The following is a 23,766-nucleotide window of genomic DNA, read 5'->3' as shown; positions in this document are numbered from 1 at the left end:
CGTGACCGTGCTCGTGCCGTGTGTGTGCCGCGGGCCCCGCCCGCTCGCCGGTGCCGTCGGGTCCGCATCCGGCCCGCTCGCCGGGGCCGTCCGGCCCGCACCCGGCCCGTCCGCCGATGCCCCGGCGCCTCAGCCCGCCGGACGGCTCCCCGGCGCCAGGACGCGCAGCAGGTTCTCGCGCAGCAGCAGGTTCCGGTCCGTCCTCGACACCCCGGCGAACACGGTCGGGCCGTCGACGACCTCGCTGATCAGCCCCTTCAGACCGCCGTTCAGACGACCGAGCGGCCAGTCCGTGCCGAAGATGATCTTGTGGTTGACGCCGAGCCGGAACAACTCGTTGAGGTGCCCGGGCCAGTGCGGCAGGCTCGGGCCGCTCGCGAACCCGCCGGTGTCCACGTACACGTTGGGCCGGTACGCCGCGAGGTAGGCGCAGGTCTCGACGTGGGTGAGGCCGCCGTGGCCGAGGACGAACGGGACGGTCGGGAAGTCCCTGGCCGCCCGGTCGATCCGCATCGGGTGCGCCGGTCCGTAGTCGAGGCTGCGGGCGGTGGGCCCGGTGTGCACGAACACCGGCAGGGCCCGGGCCGCGCAGATCTCGTAGTACGGGTACAGGCCCGGGTCCGACGGCGAGTAGCCGCACGGCGGGTACAGCTTCACCCCGTCGAGGCCGTAGGCGTCGACCATGGCCTCGAAGGCGGCCACGCCCGCGGGCCCGCGCCGGGGGTCCACGCCGATGTAGACCCAGAAGCGGCCCGGGTGGCGCAGCCGGATCTCGTGGTGCAGCCGCGCCGCCTCCTCGGGCTCGGCCGTCCCCGCCATCCGCAGGCCGAAGTCGGGCACGAGCAGCACGGCGCGCTCGACCCCGGCTGCGTCCATCTCCGCGACGAGCCCGTCGGCGAGGTGGTCCTCGTGCTGCGCGGCGAGCCCGTCGGCGACGCGCCCCGGTCTCGGGGCGACGCCCATCGAGCCGAGCCTGCACTGGACGTTGCTCGCCACGTCCTCGACGAAGGCCCGCGGGATGAAGCGGCTCGACGCCACGTGGCAGTGGCCGTCGAAGACCCCGGTCATCCGACGCAGTGCTTGATGAGGCCCTGGATGCTGACGCCCTTCATCGGGTCGTAGGTGGCGAAGTCGAACTCGGTGTCCGCCTGTTCCTCCAGGTACGAGATGAGGCCGACGATGGCCATGGAGTCGAGCAGACCGGTGTGGCTGAGGTTGGTCCTGGCGCCGATCGCCATGTCGGACTCCCCCTCGATCCACCGCTCCACCCACTCGACCAGCAGTTTCTCCAGCTCCGCCGTGTCCGCGCTCATGCCCGGCCTCCTCGGTCCGTGTTGGTGTCCGTCGTGGTGCTTTCGCCGCCGAGGGCGGCCTTGCTTTCGGTCCGTGCGGCCCCGACCAGGCGCAGGCTGTTTCCGCCCATGATCATTCTTCGGTCGGCCTCCTTGATCCCCGCCACCGCGGGCTGCCCCTTGGCGAAGGCGGCGACCAGGCCGGGCAGCGACTCGGAGAGCCGGTACGACGGCCAGCAGGTGCCGAAGAGGATCTTGTGGCTGATGCCGAGGCGGAACAGCCGGTTCAGATGGGCCTGCCACCCGTCCGCCGCGAGGACGGAGTGGAACTGGCTGATGTCCAGGTGCACATTGGGCCGGTGGGCGCACAGATAGGTCGACTCGTCGACGTGCGTGACCCCACCGTGCCCCAGGATGAAGTTCACCCGGGGGAAGTCCCGTGCGGCCTCGTCGACCAGCAGCGGCATCCCGTACTCGAAGTCGAGCTGGCCCCAGCCGGGACCCGTGTGGCTGAGCACGGGCAGGCCGCGCTCCTCGCACAGCTCGAAGTACGGGTACAGACGGCGGTCGCTCGGCGAGTAGCCGCACAGCGGGTACAGCTTGAGCCCGGCGAAGCCGTAGTCGCCGACGCACCGCTCGAACAGGTCGACGCCGTCCTTGCCGCCGCGCGGGTCGACGCCCCAGAAGACCCGGAACCGCCCCGGATGACGCCGGTTCACCCGGTCCAGATGACCGGCGAGCTCGGCCTGGTTCAGGGCGCACCGGGCCACGTGCGAGTAGTCGGGGACCACGAGGAAGGCCTCGTCGACGCCGGCCTCGTCCAGCTCGGCGACGAGCCGGTCCGCGTCGTCGTCCTGGTGCACCGAGAGGACCCGGTCCAGCATCCGCTCGGGCCGCACGCTGTGGCCGTACGCGGTCATGCGGTGGTGCGCGTTGGCCGCCTGGTACTCCAGGAACGCCCGCGGGATGGCGAGTTGGCTGCCGAGCTGGACCTGCGCGTCGACGATCCGGTGCCCGGCGGGGCCGCCGGGGCCCGGCCCGGGGCCGTCCGCGGTCGGCGGCGCCATCAGGCCCCCGCTCCGGCGCCGCCCGCGAGGCGTTCGGCGAAGTGCTCGGCCGCGCGCGCCCGGCTGAGCTTCATGTTGGCCGTCATGAAGGTCGGGTCGGCCCGCAGCGGCGTGTCCGAGAAGACCAGGGACATCACCCGCTCGTGGGCGTCGAGACCCGCGTTGACCTCTTCGATCCGCTTCTGGATGCGGGCGCGCAGCCCGGTGTCGGCGGGGTCCGACAGGGTGAGCAGGGCGCCGAGCCGGTTGGACTGCGGTGTCGGTACGACGACGATCTCGGCCACGCCCTCGACGTCCGCGAAGGCCGACTCGATCTCGGCGGGGTGCACCTTGCGCCCGCTGCCGAGCACGATGACGTCCTTCTTGCGCCCGATCAGGGTGAGGAACCCGTCCTCGTCCAGGCGGCCGTAGTCGCCGGTGAGGATGGAGCCGTCGGCCCGGAAGATGCCCTCGGCGGACGGGTCGCCGTCGGTGTCGAAGTAGCCGCGCCCGAGCGGCGCGTCCCGGGTGATGATCACCTCGCCGTCGTCGAGGAACGTCACGGACTCCGGGTCCATCAACTGCCCGACGGTGCCGACGCGGTGGCGGTCGGGGGTGTTCCAGGCGACCATGCCGGTCTCGGTCAGGCCGTAGGCCTCCAGGAGCGGCACGTCGCGGCTCCAGTACCCGTCCAGGGTCTCGCGCCGGATCGGCGCCATGCCGGTGATCATGAAGCGGATGCGGCCGCCCAGGAAGTCGCCGAGCGAGGCGTCGCCGCCGGACTTCGTGTACAGCTGGAGCGCGGTGTCGTAGAAGACCGGCGGCCCGATCAGAAAGGTCGGGCCCTCCTTGCGGACGGCCTGGAAGACCCGCTGGTAGGGCGCGAGCACGAGGTCGGCGCCCAGCCACAGGCAGAGGTAGACCGAAAGGCGCTGCTGGTTGTTGGCCAGCGGAAGGAAGATCAGGTGCCGGTCGCGCCCGGTCATGCCGAAGGCGTCGATGAAGCGGTTGATGACGTACTCGGTGCCCTTGGCGCTGATCTCCACGCCCTTGAGCCGCCCGGAGGTGCCCGAGGAGTAGACCAGGCTGTGGATGTCGTCGACGTCGATGACCACGGCGTCGGGGGCCGCCGAGCCCGGCGCGGGGGCGCCGCCGGGGCGGACGACGGCAGGCGTGTCGGCGGGCACGGGCTCGTCCGCGATGAGCAGGGCGAGGCGGTGCTCGGCGATAAACGCGCGCGGGTCGTCGATCTCGGTGGTGTCGCCGAACGCCTTGAGCCGCGCGCCGGTGGCGAGGGCGGCCAGGTCCCAGGCGAGCCAGTCGATGCTGTTGCCCGCGCGGATGCCGATCACGTGGCCGGGGCGCACGCCGGCCGCCGTGAGCTGGTCGGCCCGGGTGCGGGCGAGCGCGGTCAGCTCGCTCTGGGTCAGCTCGCGCCGCTTGCCGGCGATGTCGATGTCGACGACGCGGGCGGTGGTGTGGTGGGTGGAGCGGTCCAAGAGGCCCGCGAGGTTCATGCTCACGTGTCGGCCGACTTCCTTCCTGGGGTGGTCGGTTGCGCCTCGCCGGGTGCGTGCGCCTGTGCGTCGAGTTCCGTTGTCAGCGCGGTGATCAGCTCGTCCAGCCTCGTGCCCGCCAGGAAGCCGATCCGGCCGCCCAGCATGTCCTCGTACGCTCCGCTGTCGGTGTCCCAGGCCACGTGGACGTCGACTCGGCTGCCGCCGTCGTCGTCCGTGACGGTCACCCGGCGTTCGAGGGTGTGCCACAGCCAGTCCGGCTCGGCGCGGAGCAGCACGCCGTCGGCGCGGAGTCGGGTGTGGTCCGCCCAGACCACGGCGTCGTCCCCGAGCCGCCCGGCGAACTCCGCGACAGGGCCCTCGCCCGCCCTGCGGCCGGTGTCGGCGGCGAACGGGTCGAGCACGCGGGGGCGGGCGTGCAGGAGGTCCAGGACGCGCCCGGGCGGGTGCGGCAGCCGTACGGTCCGTGTCACCGGGGAGAGTTCGGCCGCCTGGGGGCCGCCGGCCGCGGTGCCGCTCCGGTGGGCGTCGGCCTCCGCCAGGATCCCTTCGAGCACGGACAGGCCGTGGTCGAGGTCGTCCTCGGAGATCACCATGGGCGGCTGCACCCGCAGGACGTTCGGGTGGTAGAGGGAGTACGTGGACGTCACGCCCTCTTCGAGGAGCCGGCCGAGGACGAGTCCCGCCGTCGCGCCGTCGGTGAACTCCAGGCCGTGCATCATGCCGAGGCCGCGGTGTTCGGTGACGATGCCGGGATGGCGCTCGGCGGCGGCGTTCAGGCGTTCGTCGATGGTGCGGGCGCGTTCCTTGACGCCGGTCAGGAACGCCTCCTCGGAGGCGATGGCGATGGACTCCAGGCCGACGCGGCACGACAGCGGATTGCCACCCAGGCTGGACCCGAAGGTCGAGGGCAGGACCCGCAGGACCTCCCACACCTCCTTGGTGCCGAGCACGGCCGACAGCGGAAGCAGGCCGCCGCCGAACGCCTTGCCCACGCACACCAGGTCGGGGGTGACGCCGAACTGCTCGTACGCGAAGAACGTGCCGCAGCGGCCGAACGCCGTCTGCATCTCGTCCAGGACGAGCAGCGCCCCGGCCTGTGTGCAGAGCCTGCGCACCTCCTGGAGGTATCCGGGCGGCGGCACGATCACTCCGGCCTCGGCCTGGACGGGCTCCAGGAGGACGGCGGCGACGGTGTCGTCGAGCGCCGCGGCGAGCTCGTCCAGGTCACCGAAGCCGACCTGGCGGAAGTGCGGCATGAACGGGCCGAGCAGCTCCCGGTGTTCGGGGCGGTCGGAGGCGCTGAGCGTGGCGAAGGTCTTGCCGTGGAAGCAGCCGCGGGCGCTGATGACGCCGGGGCGGCCGGTCGCGGCGCGGGCCAGCTTGAGGGCGTTGTCGATGGTCTCGCCGCCGCCGTTGGCCAGGTACGAGTAGGGCAGGAGCTGTCCGGTGGCCTCCGCGAGGCGCTCGGAGAGCCGGATCTGCACCTCCTCGAACATGATCTTCGTGCTGTTCAGGACGCCGGTGTCGAGCTGGTCGCGCACGGCGGCGACGATGCGCGGGTGGGAGTAGCCGAAGGACTGGTTGCCGTACTGGTCGAAGAGGGCGAGATAGGGCGTTCCCCCGTCGTCGTCCAGAACGCGGCTTCCCGTCCCTTTGCCCTGGACTCCGCAGCCCATGACGAACGCCATTTTCGCGTAGGCCGGGTGGTTGTGGGCGGCTTTGGTCTCAGCCAGCCGCTGGCGCCGTGTCCGCATCCGTCACCTCCTCGCTCACATAGCTGTCGTAGTCGCCGAAGAAGTACTGGAGCAGTCGGCTCTTCCGGCCTTCCGGTGTGCGTGCCCTGCTGACCGCCTCGGTGACGTCGAGCGCCGCGACGAGGCTGAGCGGGGCGCCCTTGAACCGGGTGTCCTCATAGGGTTCGTGCAGGGCGAAGAAGCCGATTTCCTTGTAGAAGCCCCGCAGCCCTTCGGAGTCGTCCACGAAGAAGTCGCCGAGGATGTGCGTCATGTCGTGTTTCCTGGCGCTGTGGATCACGGCTTCGCGCATGAGCGCCATGCCGATCTCGCGGTGGCGCATCGACGGCAGCGTCATCAAGTGCCCGAATTCCACGAGCCTGTTGCCGACGCGCAGCGCCGAGATGTCCACGGTGTCGTCGCACGGCAGTCCGGCGGCGGAGTCCGGCACGACCTTGACGGTGCCCGCGGCCTGGCCCTCGACGTATCCCAGGATGTATTCGGCGTGGGCGTCGAACCGGTCGAAGGTCGCGGCGGTGTCGGCCGCGTCGGCGAGTCGGCCCTGGTCCCCGACGTAGACGGCGTCCCGGAGTCGCAGCACGTCGGCCATGTCGGCCTCGGTGCGCGCCACTTTGAAGGTCACGTTCATCCACTGCTCCTCTCACCCGTGTTGCGTTGGCTCGCCCGGTGGCTCACTTGCGGAGCAGCTTTCCGAAGTACTCGATATAGCCGCGGTTGAAATAGCGAATGCGGTCCTTCACCTCGCCGTGCAGGTCGGGAAGTCGCTCCAGCGGGAGATTCGGCATCAGATGGTGCTCGACGTGGTAATTGTTGCCGTTCGTGAACCACGTCAGGACGCGATTGGAGCGGATCGTCCTCGTATTGGCGAACGGATCGCGGTTCAGGACCTCGCAGCCGAAGTGCTCGGGCAGTTCGATGAAGGCGTGCACGGGCCCCGCCACCAGCACCAGCGGGATCAGCCATACCCACAGCACGACCGCCGAACCCAGCGCCAGGGAAAGGCCTGTGAAGGCCAGGAGCGCGCCGAGGGCAAGGAAGTGGTCCCGGCGTATCCTGCGTGATACGCGGACGCTCTCGCCCTCGAATTCCCGGCCAAGCAGGGACCGCCCGAGATTCACCACGAACAGCGCGTAGTGGTGGACCATCGTGAAACGCACGGTCCAGTCGACGAACGTGCCGAACCTGGAGCGTTCCTTGGACCCGTACTGATCGCCGTAGTCGAAGAACTCACGGTTCTCCGGTGTGCCGAGATCGCGATGGTGGCGCATGTGCGCCGCCTTGTACGCGGCGAACGAGATCAGCATCGGAAGTCCGAGGATGATTCCGGTGACGGTGTTCGCTTTTCGACTTCGGTACGCGAGATTGTGCAGCGTCTCGTGCTGGAGTTCCGCGGCGTGCGCGAGCATGCAGCCGATGAGGACGACTCCGACGACGCGGCACCACAGGACCGGCTGCAGCACGATCACCACGCCGAGGACGGTCAGCGCCACGCAGAGGGCGAATTTGAGGGAGAACACCCAGCCTCGGGGTTCGGTGCGCAGGTGTTTCAGGGATGCTCTGAGTTCGGTGGCCTCCTGGGGATTCCGCGTGGCCGGGTCGACGGCGTCACCCGCTGTCAGATCCATCGTTGTTCCCTCGATTTCCCAGTAGCTTTCCCGGTGGCTGTGCGTCCCCGCGCGCGGTTTCCGGCATGACGGCGCGACTGACCGTCGTGCGGCGACCGGACGGGGCCAGTTCGATAACGGGGCGTGCTGGACATGCGCTGCCCGTAGGGGTCCGCCCGTGTTTCCGGGCGTGGTACGGCGCGGCATCGCGACGGCATCTGGACGGGCCGAATGCCGCTCGGTGGATGCCGCTGGGGGTGCCGCTCCGTTCAGGGTGCGGCGGTCAGCCGGCCACCTCGGGCACCGGTGCGTTGGTCAGGTCGCGCACGGGGGTATGCGGATCGGCCTTCTCGATCGCGTCGAGCAGGGCCAGGATTCCGTCCATGTGCGTGTCCGTTTCCCGCGGGCTGAAGAGTTCGGGGTGGACGTCGAGAATGACTTCCGTCGTTCCGTCGGCCGCGGTCTGGAAGAAGTACACGGTCATGTCGATCGTGAGGGGAATCGACATGGTGCGCATCGACGCGGTGGCTCCCGCGAAATCCAGTCTGTAGTCGAATTTCATGACGTTGACCATCGGCCCCCACAGCCGTGCCCCGCCGCCCCGTGCGACGGCTTCCCGGGAGATCTCCGCGGTGGGGTAGCGGGAGTGCAGCAGGACCTGCCGCACCTCCCGCGACACGCGCCGGGCGAACTCGCGCAGGGGCAGGGCCGCGTCGGCGTCGAGGCGCAGCGGCAGGATGTTCATCGTCATGCCGGGAACGTTGCGCACCTGGGGGCTCAGGCGTCCGCCGGTGGGCAGTCCGAGCTGGAGTTCACGGGCGCCGGTGGCGAGGGCCAGGTACGCGGTGATGGTGCTGACGGCGAGGTCCGACCAGGTCACGCCGAGTCGGTCGGCGGCGGCTTCGAGGCGGCCGACCCGGTCCGGGGTGAGTTCGGCGGTGCGGCGGCGGCCGACGGCGAGCGGGCCGCTGCGACCGGAGAGGCTGACCGGGGCGGGGCGGTCGGCCGTCCTGTCCAGCCAGTGGGCGCGGTCGCGGGCGAAGCTCTTGCTCTCGCGGTAGCCGGCCTCGGCGTCCGTGAGGCGCGTGAACGCGGGGAACGCTCCCTCGTCGGCGGGAAGCCCGCCCGCGAGTGCCGTGTAGACCGCGGCGGTGCGATTGAAGATGAGCGCGAGGCTGTATCCGTCGACGACCGCGTGATGCACGCGTCGGTACAGGACAAAGTGGTCGTCGGCGATTTTCAGGAGCGCCGCGCGGCACAGCAGCTGTGGGTCGACGGGCCTTTGGGCGTCCTTCTCCATCCATTCCCTGGCCGCCGCCTCCGGGTCGGACCCGGTGCTCACGTCGATGACGTCGAGCGGGGCGGGATCGGCTCTCAGGAATTGGTGATATCCGCCTTCTTCGCCGCCTGTCGGGACAATCACGAGACGCAATGCATCGGCCTCGCGCTCGACCTGTTCATGTGCCAGCACCATCAGTTCCGGAGCAATGCGCCCGCGAATGTCGAGATAGTCGCAAATACAGTAGACAGGGTTGGCAAGATCTTCCGCTTGAGCCATCCATGTGCGCAACTGCGGAGCAAGGAGCGGTCGTTCTGTTCTCTCGCGATTAAGCAACGTTCACCCTCCTCAAGAGGACACTTGCTTAAATCGACGCCACATCGCACAGACGTCACGGACACCATGTATCGGTCGCGCGTACCCATTGGTGGGGAACAGTTTCGAAGTCCGGGAAGTGGTGGGGGGATCGGTGGGGGCCCAGGACAACGAACGGTAGCCTACCCGTCACTTGATCGAACGTCCATACCCAATCAGGGGGCATGTGCCAATGTCACTGAATGCAATGGCCACCGGCTCTGTTACCGAAGCCGTAATCACGCAAAGCGACGACTATTGGACTCGGCCAACTCGACGCATATGAGCCACACCTTGACGACCAGGGTTTACGCAGGACTGCGGCTGCCTCCACGATCATCGGGGCGCCCCCCGGAAACTCCCTTTGCCTACAGCCCGTTGAAGCAAGAACCGGCAGTTTCGAACGCTCGTGTACGCACCGTGAACGTGGAGGATGGATGGCGACGGACCGAACAGCTACCCCACCCGGCACCGGCTGGGCCGGGAACCGACGCGGCGTGGCCGTGGTGGCCGCGCTCATGCTGGGCGCGTTCGCCTTCAACACGACCGAGAACCTGCCCATCGGCGTCCTGAAGCTGATGTCGGAGGACATGGACGTCTCCCTGGCCGCCGTCGGACTCCTGGTGTCGGGGTACGGCCTGACCGTCGCCGTCGTCTCCGTGCCGATCGCCCAGCTCACCCGGTCCGTGCCGCGCCGTCTGGTGCTGTGCCTCCTGCTCGCCGGGCTCTTCCTGGCGAGCGTGGTCGCGGCGGTGGTCTCCTCGTACTGGGTGCTGCTGGTCTGCCGGTTGGTGACGGCGGTGGCGCAGGCACTGTTCTGGGCGGTGATGGGGCCGGTCGCGGTCGGGCTCTTCCCGCCGCACGTGCGCGGCCGGGTCATCGGCGCGCTGTCGGTGGGCGGTTCGGCGGCCCTCGTCCTCGGGGTGCCCGGCGGCACCTGGCTCGGCCAGCACACCAGTTGGCAGGTGCCGTTCCTGGTGGTCGGCGCGCTCGCCATCCCGCCGCTCGTCCTCATCCTGACGGCCCTGCCGTCCACGCCCCCGGAGGAGAGCCACGCGGTGCGCGGCGTCGCCCCCGACACCCGCCGCTTCGCCGTCGTCCTCGCCGTGACCGGCCTGACGGTCACGGGCGTCTTCGCGGGCTACACGTACATCTCGAAGTTCCTCGTGGACGAGAGCGGGTTCACCGAGTCCAGGGTCAGCACACTGCTGCTCGTCCTCGGTGTGACCGGCATCGTGTCCGTCACGGTCTACGGCCGCCTCCTGGACCGCTTCCCCCGCGCCACGCTCACCATCCCGGTGACCACGCAGGCGGTGGGGCTCCTCGGCCTGTACGCGGCGGGCGGCTCGAAGACCGTCGCCGTGATCATGATGGTGCTCCTCGGCGCCTCCCTCGGGCCGGTCTTCATGGCCACCCAGAGCCAGGTCATGCACTTCGCGCCCGGCCGCACGGAGACCGCCATCGCGGCGAACGGCGCCGCGTTCAACACCGGCGTGGCCGCGGGCGCCCTGGCCGGCGGCCTGCTCCTGCCGGTCATCGGCGTGCGCGGCACGTTCCTGGTGGGCGGCCTGATGACGGTGGCCGCCCTGGTCCTGCTCCTGGAGGAACAGTTCCTGTCCGTGGGCCGCACGAAGGCGTGGTCGGACGCCCCGCGCACGGCCCCGGCCGACGAGGACGTCTACTCCGAGCGCTGATCCGGCGCGCGGGGCCCGACCCGGCGAGGTCCGGGCCCCGCGCCAACCCGTCGGACAGGCCCTAGACCTCGCGCGTCGGCAACACGGACAGGTGCGGCAGGTTCACGTGGCGGGGGCGGCCGACGGCGAAGGCGATGAGCTCGGCGACGTCGGTCCCGGAGGGGATGCCCTCGATGGACCCGACGGCGTCCTGGACGGCGGCGCTGATCGCGGGGTCGTCGATGTGGTCGCGGAGTTCGGTGTCGACGGTGCCGGGTTCGATGTTCGTGACGCGTACATCGGCGGGGTTCAGGCGGGCGCGCAGATTGCGGGAGAGGTGGCTGAACGCGGCCTTGCCGGCGGCGTATCCGGCGAAGCCCGGCAGGACGCTCTGGGCGGCGGCGGAGGAGATGTTGACGAGGTCGGCGTGGCCCCGTTCGGCGGCGGCGGCGAGCAGGTCGGGGACGAACGTCTCGACGACGGCGAAGGCCCCGGTGACGTTCACGTCGATCATGCGCTGCCAGTTCCCCGTGGACCCGTCGAGCTGGTCGGGCAGGGCGAGGCCCGCGTTGTTGACGAGGAGGTCGACGCGGCCGAGCCGGGAGCGGACGTCGGCGGCGGCCGCCGCCAGGGACGCCGGGTCGGTCACATCCGTCGGGAGGGCTAGCGCGCTGCCGCCCGCCTCCTCGATCCGTGCCACATGTGCGGCGAGCCGCTCGCCGCGCCGCGCCAGCAGGGCGACCCGCGCGCCCTGGGCGGCGAGCACCTGCGCGGTGGCCTCGCCGATGCCGCTGGAGGCACCGGTCACGACGGCCACCCGGCCGGTGAGGGGGCGGGCGAGGGACGTGGCCTGGGCGGTGGTGAGGGTCATGGTGGTCTCCCGGCGTGTGCGGGGGTGGACCGCGTTGCCGCGGTGGCCGCGGGGTACGGCCTCGGGAACAACCCTGCGGGAGATCCAGCTGCCTACCCAGGGCCCGGCTCGACCCTGGGTCTGGCAGAACCACCTTCGCGGTGCGGTACCGGCCCTCCCCTGCCGTGCCCTCCCGTGCGTTGCCCTGCTCTCCCCTGCCCTGCGCTCCCGTGCCTTGCCCTGCTCTCCCGTGCCTTGCCCTGTCCCGTCCGGCGGCGCCCCGGGGCGGGGAACCCTGGCTCCGGGCGGAGCAACCCCGTGCCGGACAATTGATCCATGGACTTCCGCACCGAACTCGCCGCCTTCCTCCGCTCCCGCCGCGCCCGGCTGCGGCCGGAGGACGCCGGGGCGCGGCCGTTCGGCGGACGGCGGCGGGTGCCGGGCCTGCGCCGCGAGGAGTTGGCGGAGCTCGCCGGGGTCAGCGTCGACTACTACGTACGGCTCGAACAGGGCAGGACCCACAACGTCTCCGACGCTGTCCTCGACGCGGTCGCCCGGGCCCTGCGGCTCGACGACGCCGAGCGCGCGCACCTGGGCCACCTCACCCGCGCCCTGCGCCACCCCGCGTCCACACCGCCCGCCCCGCAGCCGGTCAGGGCGGGCGTCAAGGTGCTGCTCGGCGCACTCGACGGCGTGCCCGCGTACGTCGTCGGCCGGCGCCTGGACATCCTCGGCTCGAACGGCCCGGCCCGCGCGCTGTTCACCGACTTCGACGCGCTGCCCGCCGAGCAGCGCAACGTGGCGTGGCTGCACTTCCTCGACCCGGGCGTGCGGAGCCGCTACCCGGACCAGGAGGCGTGGCAGGAGACCGCCCGCGACACCGTCGCCGCGCTGCGCATGGACCTGGGCCGCCACCCGTGCGACGACCGCCTCTGCGACCTGCTCGGCGAACTCTCCGTGCGCAGCGACGAGTTCAGCGCGCTGTGGGCCGAGCAGCTGGTGCGCGAGCACTCCCACGGCGTGGAGCGGCTGCGCCACCCGGCGGCCGGTGAGCTGACCCTGCGCCGCGAGACGCTGCGCCTACCCGACGCGCCCGACCAGGCGCTGGTCACGTACGCGGCCGACGAGGGCACACCGTCCCGCGCCGCGCTCGCCCTGCTCTCCGCGCGCGGCAGGGATCAGCGCTGCGGCGAGGGGAACGCCACGGGGCTGCGCAGGCCGGAGCGGCCGACCGCGCGGACGCCGAAGAAGACGTTGTCCTTGGACAGGTCGACCGTGTGACGGGTGGCGTCGCCGACGTCGATCACATGGGTCCAGTCGGACGCGGTCGTCTCGCGCCAGACGACCTCGTACCTCGCGAGGTCCTTCTCCGGGCCCCGCTCCCACACGAGTTCGGTGTCGTTGGTGAGCGCGGCGGTGAGGATCTTCGCGCCGCGCGGGGTGCCGGGGGCCTGGGCGAGGCTCCACAGGGCGGCGGCGTTCACGCGGGCGACGCGCGCGATGTAGGGGAAGTCGCAGAACTCCGGCAGGTCCCCGTACTGCTTGCCGTCCTCCACGCGGACGTCCTGGTGCTGGTGGGCGTAGTCCTCGGCGGGCTCGGTGAACCGGACCGCGGGGTAGGCGCGTTCGAGGAAGGGGATGTGGTCGCCGCCGCGCAGATAGCGGTCGCGGCGGTAGACGACGCGGACCTTCATGCCGGTCGCGTCGTTGTCGGCGACGTCGCGTACGAAGCGGGCGAGTTGGCGCGAGGGCGAGTCGTTCTCGCCGCCCACCGAGCGCCGCACCGCGGCCTCCTCGGGGGTCTCGGACGAGGGCACACCCTCCGCGAAGAGGCGGATCGTGCGCGGGTCGCGGGTGCCGTCGTCGGCGGTGGGGCTGCCGACGATGTCGTTGGTGAACATCCCCTGCACGTCGGCCTTCCGGAGCTTGTACTGCTCCGCCATGTGCGCCGCGCCGAACAGGCCCTGCTCCTCGCCCGCGACGGCCGCGAACACGACGGTCGCGCCGAGCCTCCGGCGCGCCATGACCCGCGCCAGCTCCATCACCACCGCGACCCCGGAGGCGTCGTCGTCGGCGCCGGGCGCGTCGCTGGTGAAGTCCATGACGTCGCTCGCCCGCGAGTCGTAGTGCCCCGACACGACGTACAGCCGGTCCGGTGACGCCGAACCGCGCAGCGTGGCCACGACGTTGGTGATGCGCGTCGGCTCCGGGATGCGCGGGCCCGGCTCCTGGACGTACGACTGGAGCTCCACGCGCATCCGGCCGCCCGCCGCACCCGCGTGGCGCCGCATCTCGGCGAGGATCCAGTCCCGTGCCGCGCCGATGCCGCGCTCGGGGTCGTCCTGCGCGGAGAGCGTGTGCCGGGTGCCGAACGCGGCGAGCCGCCGCACGGTCGCCTCGATGCGGCGGTGGTCGATCTCCCGCAGCAGCGCCCTGAGTTCACGCGACGGCTCCTGCGCGGTACGGCTCCGTCCGTCGCCGTCGCGCGCCGCCGCGGGGCCCGCCTGAAGGCCGACGGCGCCGGCCGTGGTGGCGGCCGCGGCCACCGCGAGAACACTGCGCCGGGACGTGCCGCTCTGCTCCGCCATGCGGCCATAGTCATGGACACCACAAAGGGCCGCAAGGGGGCGTGGGGACGGACGGGGACGGGTGGGGCGGTCCGGGGCGACTATGGCGCGTACGGGGGTGCGGTCAGGGCGCGTACGCGGGTTGGGTACGGCTCCGTGGGCGGTCCGGGGCCGGACGGCCACGCAGCCCCGCGGGCGACCGCTACGAGCGGCGGCGGGGCTTCCCGCGCTTCGCGCCCTGGGAGCCGCCGGTGCCGCGCCGCGGGTTTTTGCCCGCGGTGGCCTTGCCCCCGGTGGGCTTGCCCGCCGACGCCTTGCGCGCCGCGCCCTTGCCCGCCGTCGACGTACCGGATCCCTGCTTGCCCCCGGCCCTGCCCGTCCCGCTCTTGCGGCGCGCGCCGTCCTTCTCCGCGCTCTGGGCCTTCGCCTGCGCGGCCGGGGCCCGGCGGCCACGGGTGCTGTTGACGGTCCTGCCGCGGATGATGCCGATGAACTCCTCCACCAGGTCGGTGGTGGCGTCCTCCGGCCACGACAGGACGACGCTGGACTGGGGCGCGTCGGTGACCGGCCGGTAGGTGAGGTCCTTGCGGTGGTGCAGGCGGGCGAGCGACTGCGGTACGAGGAGCACGCCGATGCCCGCCGCGACCAGTTCGATCGCGTCGGCCGTGGTGGCGGGGCGCTCCAGCGCGGGGCGGCCGGGCAGGCCCTGCCAGTCGAGGGTGTCGTCCTCGGGGTGCAGCACGATCTCGTCGGCCAGGTCCTCGGTGCCCACCTCGTCGGCGGCCGTCACGACGTGGTCCTTGGGGACGACGACCACGGTCGTCTCCGTGTAGAGGGGGATGGCGCTGAGGACCGTCCGGTCGACGGGCAGCCGCACCAGGCCGGCGTCGGCGGTGCCGTCCCGCAGCGTCGCGTCGGCGTCGGCGGGCGCCACGGGCACGAGGGTCAAGGGGACGTCGGGCAGCCGCTCGTTCCAGACACGCACCCACTTTGTGGGTGTCACCCCCGGGACATAGGCGAGCCGGAACGAAGGGGTTACTTCCGAGCCTGTCACCCCGCCAGGCTACCCGGCGTGGTCAGAGGTCGCTCAGGCGCTCGATACCCTGGTGACCATGACGTCGCACCAGAGCACCCAGACGATGAAGCCCGCGACCGCGGCGAAGAAGCTGGGTGTGTACCTCGAGGCCACCCCCGCCGAGTTCCAGGAGGGCGTGATCTCGCGGGCCGAGCTCAACGCACTGCAGGCCGACCCGCCCCAGTGGCTGCAGGACCTCCGCCGCACCGGCCCGCACCCGCGTCCGGTGGTCGCGGCGAAGCTCGGCGTCTCCATCTCGGGCCTCGCCCGCGGCGGCGTCACCGAAGCGCTCACCACGGAGCAGATCGACGCCCTCAAGACGGAGAACCCCGACTGGCTGCGCCGGGAGCGCGGCACGCAGGCCGACGTCCGCAAGGAAGCGGCGCGTCTGAAGGAGAAGCAGCGCGAGAACGGCGAGAAGGGCCAGGGCTGAGCCGCGAGCTCAGCCGGTCCGCGGGCCAAGAGCCCGGGGCCGGGCCGTGGGAACCAGGCCCGGCGTCACACCGGTGAACCTTCCGCGCCCGCGGTGAGCGCGCTCTCCAGATCCCCGGTGATCTCGAACGTGTCGGCGAGTCCGGCCAGCCGAAGGATCTTGCGGAAGAACGGGTTGTCGACGACAAGGACGACCCCCGCCTGACGCCGCTGTGCCCCGTCCCGAGCGCGGCACAGCAGCGTCAGCCCCCCGCAGTCGAGGAACGACACCGCCCGCAGGTCAAGGACCAGGTCACGGCGGTTCTCCCGTGCCAGTCGCGTGAGCGGGGCGGCGAGAACCTCGTCCGCGAGGATGTCCAGCTCACCCCAGAACACGACGACCAGCCGCTCCTGCCGGACCTCGGCGCGGAGGCCGAACTCGGCGTGGTCCTTGAGCATCGTTCCCCCTCATGGCACCGTGAGTGCGGCTCCGGGGTGAGTCTTCGCGATCCACCGGCGGGGTCTGAGCGATGAGCTGTCGCCACCGGGGACAGGGGTGGCACGTTCTTGCCCTTGGCATACCCGACGGGCGGAGAATAATGCAACTGCCCTGCATTAAACAAGAGTTGGCTGATTACCGCTGACACGTGCCGATGCCCGCACCCGGCACCGGCGGTGCGGGCGAGAGCCGCGCGGTCAGTCGCGTCCGCCCCGGCCCACCGCCATGGCCAGGCATTTCGCACCGGTCCACAGCGCGTGCCCGACGAGGACGAACACCCAGATCTTGCCGCCGTCCTCGACGACCCGGGCGAAGCCCGACTCCTGGCCGCCGCCGTGGAGCAGCACGTCGACGGTGTCCTGGGTGACCAGATCGCGCAGCCACGAGAGCCCCACGAGCATCAGGAGCACCTGCACGACGGTGAACACGGCCGCGTGCCGCCCCAGTTCCCGCAGCAGCTGCTCCCGGGTCCTCGGCGGCTCCTCCTTCGCGGGCGCACTCTTCGCGGCGGAGCTCTTCGCGGCGGAGTCCTTGGTGAGGGAGCTCTTCGGGTGCGGCGTCGTGCCGTCGGCCGGGCCCGCCCCGGGCCTCGCTCGCGCCTCCGGCGCGGACGCGGTCTCCGGCTCGGGTCCGGTCTCGGGCTCGGGTCCGGTCTCGGGCGCGCGCCCGGCTTCGGCTTCCGGCGCGGGCGGCGGCGGGGGTACGTCGGCGACGCCCAGGCTCCGTACCGCGCGCGGTACGACGACGGCTCCGGCCAGGATCAGGGCGGCCGCGCTGAGGCAGGCGACGGTCCAGTCGGCGCCGTCGTACAGCATGCCCGCGGTGAGGGCGCCGATCAGCGCGCCGAGCAGGTTGGCGGACTCGTACACGCCCATGCCCCGGCCCGTGTGCTCGCCCGACGCCTCCGCGATGACGGCCTGCTGGATGGGGATGACCGCGGCCCAGGCGAGCCCGCTGAGGATCCACAGCGCGGCGATGACGACGGGGTTCGGCGCCCAGGCGAGTCCGGCCGCGAAGGCGGCGCTGGCGAACGACGCGCACATCAGGATGCGGGTGCGGCCGAAGCGGACCACATAGCTGTGCAGGCGCTCGGCGGCGACGCTCATGGCGATGGCGCCAGGCAGGAAGACGTAGGCGACCTGGATCACCTCGAGGTCGAACTCGCGCTGGAGGTGCATCAGGAGCAGCAGCGAGATCGCCGCCTCGGCCGTCATCGTCACGACCACCGCGAGCAGCATGGGGCGGAGCCTGCGCCCGACGGCACCGAGCCCGGCGATGGCCGAGCCCGCCGCGCCCTTCGCCCCCTCCGGGGCCGCCGCGCCCTGCGGCCCGGTCGTCCCCGGAGCACCGCCCGCTCCCCCGCCCCGCACGGCCGCCGGATCCTGCCTGCGGGGCGCGGAGAGCAGCAGCGCGGCGGCGAGCAGACAGGCCCCCGCGCAGGCCCAGAAGACCCCGTCGAAACCGATCTCGCCGATCAGCACCATGCCCGCGACGAAGGCCACCCAGGAGCCGGTCTCCTGCGAGGCGAGGAGCCGTGGGAAGACCGCGGAGTCCTCCGCGAGGCGTTCGCTGATGATGGCGCGGACGGCGACCCACAGCAGGGCGCCGCCCACTCCGCCGACCGCCGCGGCGGCATAGGCGGCGGCCGCGTTCTGCGCGAGGGCGTAGCCGGCGGCGGAGGCCGCGTACAGGACCGCGCCCGTCGCGGCGACGTACCGGCGCTCGAAGAGGTCGGACAGCACGCCGGCGATCGGCCGGGCGATCACGGAGAGGGCCATCTCGACGGCCATCAGGATGCCGACCTCGGTGGCGCTCAGGCCGAGGGCCGCGCCCGCCCAGAGGGGCAGGATGAAGTCGAAGAGCTCGTTCGGGCCGTTGGTGAACGCGGCGGCGTGCAGCGTCCGCTCCTCGCGCCGCCGGGGCGCCCGCGGGCTCTTCGTGGCCGCCGCGGGAATGTCTCCGATCATGTCTCCGCCCCAACCTCCGACCGACGCAGCCTGACTCTGCCGCATCTCCGAGCACTGTTCGGTTAACTCCGAACGGTATACTGAGTTTCGTGGTGATCGCAAAAGGTGCGCCGCTCGTGGCGGCGTCCGAGCCGGAGGGTGCCGCACGGTGACGGATCCGCTGACCGCATCGACCCCGCTGGAGCGCGCGCTCGCGCTGCTCTGGGGGCGCGACACGCGCGGCTCCCGCGGACCGGCGCGCGGGCTGACCCTGGACCGCATCGTCGAGGCCGCGATCGAGGTGGCCGAGCGGGAGGGCCCCGCCGCCATGTCGCTGCGCCGCGTCGCCGCGCGGCTCGGCGTCGGCGTCGCCTCGCTGTACACGTACGTTCCGGGGCGGGCCGAGCTGGAGGCCCTGATGCTCGACGCCGTGGCGATCGGCCGGACCCTGCCGCACGAGTGGCCCGGCGACTGGCGCGCCAAGCTCACGGCTCTCGCGCACGACGACTGGCGGGAGATCCGCCGCCACCCCTGGGTCCTCGAGCTGGGCACGGCCGAGCAGGTGCCGGGCCCGAACATGCTGCGCTGGCTCGACTCGGCGCTGCGGATCTTCGACGGCACGGGGCTCAGCGAGCCGGAGAAGCTGTCGGCGATCGAGACGGTGGACGCGTATGTGCGGGGCCTCGGGCGGCTGCGGAGGCCGGGGGCCGATCGCCCTGCGTCCGGCGCCGGACCGACCGCTGCGTCCGGCACCGCCACCGAGGCCGCCACCGAGGCCGCGGCCGAGTCCGAGTCCGAGGACACGCGGGAGCGCGACCAGGTCCTCGGGCGGCTCGTGGACTTCGACGACTATCCGGCCCTGAGCCGGGCGCTGGCGGCGGGCGGCACGCCGTACTCCGGAGCTCCGTTCGAGTTCGGCCTCGAGCGGCTCCTGGACGGGATCGAGCAGTTGGTGCTCCGCCGCTCGGCGTAGGCCGCGGCGGGCCGGACAGGGCAAGTCCACGCGATACGGGGGAGGAAGCGATGGAACGTTCGGTTCTGGTCACGGGAGGCAACCGGGGGATCGGGCTCGCGGTCGCCCGCCGTCTTGCCGCGGGCGGCGACCGGGTGGCGGTCACGTTCCGCTCGGGCCCGCCGCCCGAGGGGCTGTTCGGGGTGCGGTGCGATGTGACGGACCCGGAGCAGGTGGACCGCGCGTTCAAGGAGGTCGAGGCGGAGCAGGGCGCGGTGGAGGTCCTCGTCGCGAACGCGGGCATCACCCGTGACCGGCTGCTCGCGGTGATGGCCGAGGACGACTTCGCCGCCGTGCTCGACACGAACCTGGGCGGGGCCTATCGCGTCGCCAAGCGCGCCGTCCGCCCCATGATGAGGGCGCGCCGGGGCCGCGTCGTCCTGATCTCCTCGGTCTCCGCACTGCTCGGCACGGCGGGCCAGACCAACTACGCCGCCTCCAAGGCGGGCCTCATCGGCTTCGGCCGCTCCCTCGCCAGGGAGCTCGCGCCCCGGAACATCACGGTGAACGTCGTCGCGGCCGGCCTCATCGACACCGACATGACGGCGTCCCTGCCCGAGGCCCGGCTCACCGCCATGACGGAGGGCGTGCCGCTGGGCCGCGTCGGCACGGTGGACGAGGTGGCGTCGGTGGTGGCGTTCCTCGCGGGGCCGGACGCCGGGTACATCACGGGGGCCGTGGTGCCGGTGGACGGGGGGTTGGGGATGGGGCACTGAGGGGGCGTCCTGGACTCGACCGCCCCCTGCCCACCTCTGCCCCGCGCCCCCGCCCGGCAGGGCAGGGCAGGAGAGCGTCCGGCCAGGGCCCGTCAGTGTCCGGAGCCGTCCACGCACCCGTTGCCCGTGGCCGGGTTGAGCACGCCCACGACGTTCACCGTGTTGCCGCAGAGATTCACCGGGATGTCGACCGGCACCTGGACGAGATTGCCGCTGAGTACGCCGGGCGAGTTCTCCACCGTACCGTTTGGATCCGCATCGGCCGCGGCCGATGCGGCGCCGCCGAACAGAGTGGTCACGGCAAACGCGGCCGAGGCGAGGAGCACGCGAGTGCGCATGGGGTACCTCCTGGTGCGAAGGAAACGTTCTCCCCGAGCCTCACCGCGCTGCGGTGGGGGAGAAAGTCCTGGTAGCCCGATGGAATGAGCGACGTCTGACGAGGCGTCGACCGGACCGGAGTCGCAGGCGGCGCGGCCGCAGGGTGCCGTCCGTTGCGCTCCGGTCGTCGATCTGGCCGTGCGACCCGCCGGACCGCTCAGCCCGACCTGCCCGCCTTGTCCGACCCGCCCCGGCTCTCGGCCCCGTCGGCCCCGCTCAGCAGGCTCGGCCCGTCCTCCCCCGTCCCTCCGCCCCGCGCCAACGCGGACACCGTCCGGGACAACCCCACATGCAGCGGTACCCGAGGCGCCCAGGCGGTGGCCCGGTGGAAGGCGGTCGCGTCGACGGTGAAGCTGTGGAAGTCGACCGGGGTCGCGTGGTCCGGGGGCTCGACCGTGACGACCGGGACCGGGGGGCGGCCGGTGGTGTCGGCGGTGAGTCGGGCGACCGTGCGGAAGAGGTCGCCGAGCGTGGTCATGCGGCCGGTTCCCACCACCCAGTGCCGTCCGGCGAGTTCGCCGACGCGGTCCAGGCCGGTCACGAGGGCGCGGGCCGCGTCGTCCACGTGCAGCAGGTCCCGGCCGATCGTGCCGTCCCGCCACACCGTCAAGGGCTCCCCGGCCAGGGCGCGCCGGGCCATGGCCGTCACCACGCCACCGTCGGCGGCGGTCGGCGTGCGGCTCTCGCCGTAGACCGTCGGCAGCCTCAGGGACACCGCGCGCAGCACGCCCTCGCGGGTGGCATCGAGGAGCGCGCGTTCGGCCAGGGACTTGTGGCGGTCGTAGCCGCTGGCCGGGTGGTCCTCCTCGGTGCCGTCGACGCGGTCCCGCGCGGTCAGCCCCACCTGGCTCGCCGACCCGGCGAAGACGCACGCCGGTCGCCGCGTTCCTGGGGCCGCGCGCAGGATGTCGACGAGTGCGTGCACCATGCCGACGTTCACCCACTCCCCCAGCGGGTCGTCGTCGGTGCGCCAGGCGCGCGCGCCGGACCGGTGGCACACCAGGTGGACGATCGCGTCGACGTCACCGACGACGGCGGCCAGGCTCGCGGTGTCGGTGAGATCGGCTTCGCACACCTCGACGTCGGCCACCGCACCGGCCGGGACCGCGCTGGGGCGCCGGGCCACCAGGCGCAGGCGCAGGTGCCGGCGCGCGAGCATCGCGGCGACGGCGGAGCCGAGGAAGCCGGAGGCGCCGAGGACGGCGACGCGGGGCGGGGCCGCGCCATCGGACGCGCGGTCGCGGACGAGACCCCAGGAGGTGCCGGTGTCGGCGGAGCTGCCGGTTCCGGTGCCGGTCCCGGCGGAGCACCGAGTGCCGGTGCCGGTCCCGGCAGAGCTTCGAGTGCCGGGACCGGTGCCAGTAGAACTTCGAGTGCCGGTGCCGGTCCCGGCGGACCCGCCCGTGCCGGTGCCGCCGGACCCGCCCGTGACCGTCTCACCGGGCAACCCGCCAGCCCCAATCGCGACGGCCCCACCGACGCCGACCCCGCAGGATGCACCAGCTCCACCAGCGCCGCCGAGCTCACTGCTCGTACCACCGGAAGCACTGGTCCCACCGAAGCCTCCAGTGCGGCCGGACGCACCACCACCCCAGCCCCCGCCCAAGGCGCCCCCGCCAGCCCCCTCACCCATGGCGCTCCCCCTCACGCGCCCCCACCCCCGCGAGCGCCGCCTCCCGCAGGCGGGCGTCGAGGCGCAGGCACGTGTCGTAGTCCGGCAGCAGGCCCGCTCGTCGGGCCGCCGCGAGGGTGGGGGCGGTCTGGTCGCGGGGGGACAGGAGGCGTGGCAGGTCATCGCGGAGGGGCAGGGCGAGGGCGGGGTCGGTCACCGAGACCACCTTCTCGTCGTCGGCCGCGTAGCCGCCGGAGAGCAGGTACTCCATCACCGTGTCGTCCTCGAGGGCCTGGAAGGCGTGGCCCACGCCGACCGGCAGGTGCACGGCACGGAACGTCTCCGCATCCAGGACCAGGCAGTCCCAGCGGCCGAACGTGGGCGAGCCGACACGCAGGTCGACGACCAGGTCGAGCGCGCTGCCACGGGCGCAGTGCACGTACGTGGCCATGCCGGGCGGGGTGCGGGTGTAGTGGACGCCGCGGACGACCCCGCGTCGGGAGCGGCTGTGACCGGTCTGCGCCACGGGGAACAGCGGGCCGCCGACGGCGTGGGTGTACGCGGGCCGCTGGTAGGGAGCGACGAACAGGCCGCGTTCGTCGGGGAAGACGGTGGGGGTGAACGCGTACGCGCCGCGTACGCCCAACTCGCTTGTCCGCACGGCACCTTATCCTTTCGACGGGGTTCGCGAGGTTCCGCGGGGGCACAGGGTGTTCACGGGAGGGACGCCAGGCAGGCGAGGAGGCTGCGTGCCTGGACGTTGACGTGGTGGCCGCGAGCGACCAGCGCGTGGAGTTGATGAGGCGTCAGCCAGCGGTAGTCGTCGGGGAGTTGGGAGCCATCGGCCGACAGCCCCGAATCCGCCTCGATGATCCGGTAGCGCGTCGCCGCCCGGTGGAAGCGGCCGCCCTCCTCGGACAGCTCCGCGTCGAACCGTACGCACGCCGGATCGTCGGTCAGTGCCGAGCCGTCGAACGGCCCTGCCTCCTCCGGCACGGCGGGACCGGTGCCGTCGGACCACTGGACGGTGGGGCCCAGCTCGACGAAGTCGCCGAGGCCCGGCTCGGTGCGCGCCCTGACCAGGACCCGCGGCACTCCCCCGGTGCGGCGGCACAGGAACACCGCGAGGCCCGGCCGCCGGGGTGCGAGCAGCGGCTGCGCCCACTGCCGTACCTCGCGGGTGCCCGCCTCGACCCGGACCGCGATGATGCGGAACGACCGCTCGTGGACGTCGGCGATCTCCGTCTCCGTACGCGTCCAGCCGCCGACGTCCGCTAGCGGGATGGGCCGGGCGTCCAAGAGGCAGTGCTGCTTGGCGTCGATGAGCCAGCTGGTGAGCGCGGGCGCGGCGGGCGCGGAGCCAGGGGGAGGAACAGGTCCGGCGGGCACAGGTCCCGGGGGCAGACACCCCAGTACGGAACGCGTGTCCATGTTCACCAGATGGTCCACGCGCAGCAGCCGCCGCACCGTACGCAGCGCGATCCAGCGGAAGTCGGGGTGCTCGGCGACCTCCCCGACCGGCTCCACGACCATGTTCCGGTTGTGCTTGCGCCAGAACCACGCGCCCTGTTCGGACTGGAGGGAGTCGACGAGGACACGGCCGCGCCCGGGTCCGGTGAAGTGCTCCAGGTGGCGGGTCGCGCCGCCCCGGTGCACCCGGGTGTAGTTGCTGCGGGTCGCCTGGACGGTGGGCGAGAGCTGGATGCCATCGATGTTGCCCGGCTCGGCCTTGGCCTGGAGCAGCACGTGCGGTTCGCCGTCCAGGTCCTTGATCAGCAGGCCGAGCACGCCGATCTCCGGCTGTACGATCACCGGCTGGTCGCGGCCCGGACCCTCGGGGCCGCGCACGCGCATCCCGGAGACCGTGAAGAAGCGGCCGCTGTCGTGCACGAGGTCGCCGTCCCGCGTGAACGACCACTGCGGCAGCTCTCGGAAGGGGACGGGGACGACGGACAGCCGGGCCGCGCCGCGCCGTTCGGCCCACCATGCGGCGAACGCGGCGTCCAGGTCCGCCAGTTGGGCAGCCGGGTCGACCGCGACGGTCCGCGCGGCGGCCTGACGTGACGTGACGATGACGGCACCTCCCCCATGGGCGGCTTCGGACGGCTTCGGACGGCTTCGGACGGCTGGAGATCCGGACGGGCTGGAGATCCGGATATGCCGGAGATCCGGATGGGC

General features: G+C 72.3%; 22 protein-coding genes. 5 read left to right on the top strand and 17 right to left on the bottom strand.

Annotation, left to right across the window (positions count from 1 at the left end; genetic code table 11):
- Positions 1 to 129: 129 nt before the first annotated feature.
- From OO63_RS01745 to OO63_RS01710, 8 genes are all read right to left on the bottom strand, one after another.
- Positions 130 to 1,068 (bottom strand): amidohydrolase family protein, encoded by a 939-nt coding sequence (locus tag OO63_RS01745; RefSeq protein WP_051810434.1) that lies wholly within the window; start codon positions 1,066 to 1,068, stop codon positions 130 to 132.
- A complete protein-coding gene (locus OO63_RS01740; protein ID WP_030361717.1) occupies positions 1,065 to 1,313 on the bottom strand; it encodes a hypothetical protein in 249 nt (82 codons plus the stop codon). Before OO63_RS01740 ends, OO63_RS01745 begins: the two co-directional genes overlap by 4 nt.
- Complete coding sequence (locus OO63_RS01735) at positions 1,310 to 2,359, bottom strand: amidohydrolase family protein (protein WP_051810433.1); 1,050 nt, start codon at positions 2,357 to 2,359, stop codon at positions 1,310 to 1,312. Before OO63_RS01735 ends, OO63_RS01740 begins: the two co-directional genes overlap by 4 nt.
- Positions 2,359 to 3,855, bottom strand: a complete 1,497-nt coding sequence (locus OO63_RS01730; protein ID WP_030361719.1) for an AMP-binding protein — start codon at positions 3,853 to 3,855, stop codon at positions 2,359 to 2,361. The genes OO63_RS01735 and OO63_RS01730 overlap by 1 nt, the downstream gene beginning before the upstream one ends.
- A 2-nt stretch (positions 3,856 to 3,857) precedes the next feature.
- The gene (locus tag OO63_RS41955) at positions 3,858 to 5,612 is read right to left on the bottom strand and encodes an aspartate aminotransferase family protein (RefSeq protein WP_051810432.1); all 1,755 of its coding nucleotides are present in this window, start codon (positions 5,610 to 5,612) and stop codon (positions 3,858 to 3,860) included.
- On the bottom strand, positions 5,584 to 6,240 hold the full coding sequence (locus OO63_RS01720) for a GNAT family N-acetyltransferase (protein ID WP_030361721.1): 657 nt from the start codon (positions 6,238 to 6,240) through the stop codon (positions 5,584 to 5,586). The genes OO63_RS41955 and OO63_RS01720 overlap by 29 nt, the downstream gene beginning before the upstream one ends.
- 43 nt (positions 6,241 to 6,283) lie before the next feature.
- A complete protein-coding gene (locus tag OO63_RS01715; protein ID WP_051810431.1) occupies positions 6,284 to 7,237 on the bottom strand; it encodes a fatty acid desaturase family protein in 954 nt (317 codons plus the stop codon).
- 262 nt (positions 7,238 to 7,499) lie between these two features.
- Positions 7,500 to 8,831 carry a condensation domain-containing protein gene (locus tag OO63_RS01710; RefSeq protein WP_267885487.1) on the bottom strand — a complete coding sequence of 444 codons (1,332 nt, stop codon included), beginning with the start codon at positions 8,829 to 8,831 and terminating at the stop codon, positions 7,500 to 7,502.
- 455 nt (positions 8,832 to 9,286) lie between these two features.
- Between OO63_RS01710 and OO63_RS01705 the strand changes: the two genes are divergently transcribed.
- Positions 9,287 to 10,543 carry an MFS transporter gene (locus OO63_RS01705; protein ID WP_169786591.1) on the top strand — a complete coding sequence of 419 codons (1,257 nt, stop codon included), beginning with the start codon at positions 9,287 to 9,289 and terminating at the stop codon, positions 10,541 to 10,543.
- Positions 10,544 to 10,604: 61 nt separating this feature from the next.
- Here OO63_RS01705 and OO63_RS01700 read toward each other — a convergent pair whose 3' ends face one another.
- On the bottom strand, positions 10,605 to 11,393 hold the full coding sequence (locus OO63_RS01700) for an SDR family oxidoreductase (RefSeq protein ID WP_030361724.1): 789 nt from the start codon (positions 11,391 to 11,393) through the stop codon (positions 10,605 to 10,607).
- Positions 11,394 to 11,708: 315 nt separating this feature from the next.
- Here OO63_RS01700 and OO63_RS01695 point away from each other — a divergent pair, with 315 nt between their 5' ends.
- Entirely contained in the window at positions 11,709 to 12,653 is a 945-nt protein-coding gene (locus tag OO63_RS01695; protein ID WP_063750343.1) for a helix-turn-helix transcriptional regulator, read from the top strand.
- On the opposite strand, the gene OO63_RS01690 is transcribed toward OO63_RS01695, so the two are convergent.
- A complete protein-coding gene (locus OO63_RS01690; protein ID WP_030361726.1) occupies positions 12,551 to 13,960 on the bottom strand; it encodes a M20/M25/M40 family metallo-hydrolase in 1,410 nt (469 codons plus the stop codon). The genes OO63_RS01695 and OO63_RS01690 overlap by 103 nt on opposite strands.
- A gap of 181 nt (positions 13,961 to 14,141) precedes the next feature.
- Positions 14,142 to 14,993, bottom strand: coding sequence for a LysR substrate-binding domain-containing protein (locus OO63_RS01685; RefSeq protein ID WP_030361727.1), 852 nt, complete (start codon positions 14,991 to 14,993; stop codon positions 14,142 to 14,144).
- A gap of 58 nt (positions 14,994 to 15,051) precedes the next feature.
- On the opposite strand from OO63_RS01685, the gene OO63_RS01680 reads away from it, so the two are divergent.
- Positions 15,052 to 15,447 carry a DUF5997 family protein gene (locus OO63_RS01680; protein ID WP_030361728.1) on the top strand — a complete coding sequence of 132 codons (396 nt, stop codon included), beginning with the start codon at positions 15,052 to 15,054 and terminating at the stop codon, positions 15,445 to 15,447.
- Positions 15,448 to 15,512: 65 nt separating this feature from the next.
- On the opposite strand, the gene OO63_RS01675 is transcribed toward OO63_RS01680, so the two are convergent.
- Both OO63_RS01675 and OO63_RS01670 read right to left on the bottom strand, forming a co-directional pair.
- Complete coding sequence (locus OO63_RS01675) at positions 15,513 to 15,884, bottom strand: STAS domain-containing protein (RefSeq protein WP_051810430.1); 372 nt, start codon at positions 15,882 to 15,884, stop codon at positions 15,513 to 15,515.
- A 237-nt stretch (positions 15,885 to 16,121) separates the two neighbouring features.
- Entirely contained in the window at positions 16,122 to 17,891 is a 1,770-nt protein-coding gene (locus tag OO63_RS01670; protein WP_037631099.1) for an MFS transporter, read from the bottom strand.
- Positions 17,892 to 18,039: 148 nt separating this feature from the next.
- Here OO63_RS01670 and OO63_RS01665 point away from each other — a divergent pair, with 148 nt between their 5' ends.
- On the top strand, positions 18,040 to 18,843 hold the full coding sequence (locus tag OO63_RS01665) for a TetR/AcrR family transcriptional regulator (RefSeq protein ID WP_033263698.1): 804 nt from the start codon (positions 18,040 to 18,042) through the stop codon (positions 18,841 to 18,843).
- Between the two features lie 50 nt (positions 18,844 to 18,893).
- Complete coding sequence (gene fabG / locus OO63_RS01660; RefSeq protein WP_030361732.1) at positions 18,894 to 19,598, top strand: 3-oxoacyl-ACP reductase FabG; 705 nt, start codon at positions 18,894 to 18,896, stop codon at positions 19,596 to 19,598.
- A gap of 92 nt (positions 19,599 to 19,690) precedes the next feature.
- Here the strand turns inward: fabG and OO63_RS01655 are convergent, their stop codons facing one another.
- The 4 genes from OO63_RS01655 to OO63_RS46515 all read right to left on the bottom strand — a co-directional run bounded on the left by OO63_RS01655 (position 19,691) and on the right by OO63_RS46515 (position 23,661).
- The gene (locus tag OO63_RS01655; RefSeq protein WP_030361733.1) at positions 19,691 to 19,936 is read right to left on the bottom strand and encodes a chaplin; all 246 of its coding nucleotides are present in this window, start codon (positions 19,934 to 19,936) and stop codon (positions 19,691 to 19,693) included.
- Between the two features lie 197 nt (positions 19,937 to 20,133).
- Positions 20,134 to 21,423, bottom strand: coding sequence for an NAD-dependent epimerase/dehydratase family protein (locus OO63_RS01650; RefSeq protein ID WP_106983470.1), 1,290 nt, complete (start codon positions 21,421 to 21,423; stop codon positions 20,134 to 20,136).
- A gap of 178 nt (positions 21,424 to 21,601) precedes the next feature.
- Entirely contained in the window at positions 21,602 to 22,249 is a 648-nt protein-coding gene (locus OO63_RS01645; protein ID WP_051810429.1) for a dTDP-4-dehydrorhamnose 3,5-epimerase family protein, read from the bottom strand.
- A gap of 53 nt (positions 22,250 to 22,302) precedes the next feature.
- Positions 22,303 to 23,661: an NDP-hexose 2,3-dehydratase family protein gene (locus OO63_RS46515; protein ID WP_033263714.1), complete on the bottom strand. Its 1,359-nt coding sequence runs from the start codon at positions 23,659 to 23,661 to the stop codon at positions 22,303 to 22,305.
- Between the last annotated feature and the right edge of the window lie 105 nt (positions 23,662 to 23,766).

Source organism: Streptomyces alboflavus, assembly GCF_000716675.1.
GTDB lineage: Bacteria > Actinomycetota > Actinomycetes > Streptomycetales > Streptomycetaceae > Streptomyces > Streptomyces alboflavus.
The sequence above is the reverse complement of the archived record's forward strand: the minus strand, read 5'-3'. Positions and strand labels throughout refer to the sequence as shown.

Excerpts from the sequence above, each read along its gene's own strand:
- OO63_RS01730 (WP_030361719.1), bottom strand. The coding sequence starts at position 3,855 with ATGAACCTCGCGGGCCTCTTGGACCGCTCCACCCACCACACCACCGCC.
- OO63_RS41955 (WP_051810432.1), bottom strand. The coding sequence starts at position 5,612 with ATGCGGACACGGCGCCAGCGGCTGGCTGAGACCAAAGCCGCCCACAAC.
- OO63_RS01715 (WP_051810431.1), bottom strand. The coding sequence starts at position 7,237 with ATGGATCTGACAGCGGGTGACGCCGTCGACCCGGCCACGCGGAATCCC.
- OO63_RS01670 (WP_037631099.1), bottom strand. The coding sequence starts at position 17,891 with ATGATCGGAGACATTCCCGCGGCGGCCACGAAGAGCCCGCGGGCGCCC.
- OO63_RS01655 (WP_030361733.1), bottom strand. The coding sequence starts at position 19,936 with ATGCGCACTCGCGTGCTCCTCGCCTCGGCCGCGTTTGCCGTGACCACT.
- fabG (WP_030361732.1), top strand. The coding sequence starts at position 18,894 with ATGGAACGTTCGGTTCTGGTCACGGGAGGCAACCGGGGGATCGGGCTC.
- OO63_RS01705 (WP_169786591.1), top strand. The coding sequence starts at position 9,287 with ATGGCGACGGACCGAACAGCTACCCCACCCGGCACCGGCTGGGCCGGG.
- OO63_RS01680 (WP_030361728.1), top strand. The coding sequence starts at position 15,052 with ATGACGTCGCACCAGAGCACCCAGACGATGAAGCCCGCGACCGCGGCG.
- OO63_RS01700 (WP_030361724.1), bottom strand. The coding sequence starts at position 11,393 with ATGACCCTCACCACCGCCCAGGCCACGTCCCTCGCCCGCCCCCTCACC.
- OO63_RS01675 (WP_051810430.1), bottom strand. The coding sequence starts at position 15,884 with ATGCTCAAGGACCACGCCGAGTTCGGCCTCCGCGCCGAGGTCCGGCAG.
- OO63_RS01740 (WP_030361717.1), bottom strand. The coding sequence starts at position 1,313 with ATGAGCGCGGACACGGCGGAGCTGGAGAAACTGCTGGTCGAGTGGGTG.
- OO63_RS01720 (WP_030361721.1), bottom strand. The coding sequence starts at position 6,240 with ATGAACGTGACCTTCAAAGTGGCGCGCACCGAGGCCGACATGGCCGAC.
- OO63_RS01695 (WP_063750343.1), top strand. The coding sequence starts at position 11,709 with ATGGACTTCCGCACCGAACTCGCCGCCTTCCTCCGCTCCCGCCGCGCC.
- OO63_RS01735 (WP_051810433.1), bottom strand. The coding sequence starts at position 2,359 with ATGGCGCCGCCGACCGCGGACGGCCCCGGGCCGGGCCCCGGCGGCCCC.
- OO63_RS01745 (WP_051810434.1), bottom strand. The coding sequence starts at position 1,068 with ATGACCGGGGTCTTCGACGGCCACTGCCACGTGGCGTCGAGCCGCTTC.
- OO63_RS01690 (WP_030361726.1), bottom strand. The coding sequence starts at position 13,960 with ATGGCGGAGCAGAGCGGCACGTCCCGGCGCAGTGTTCTCGCGGTGGCC.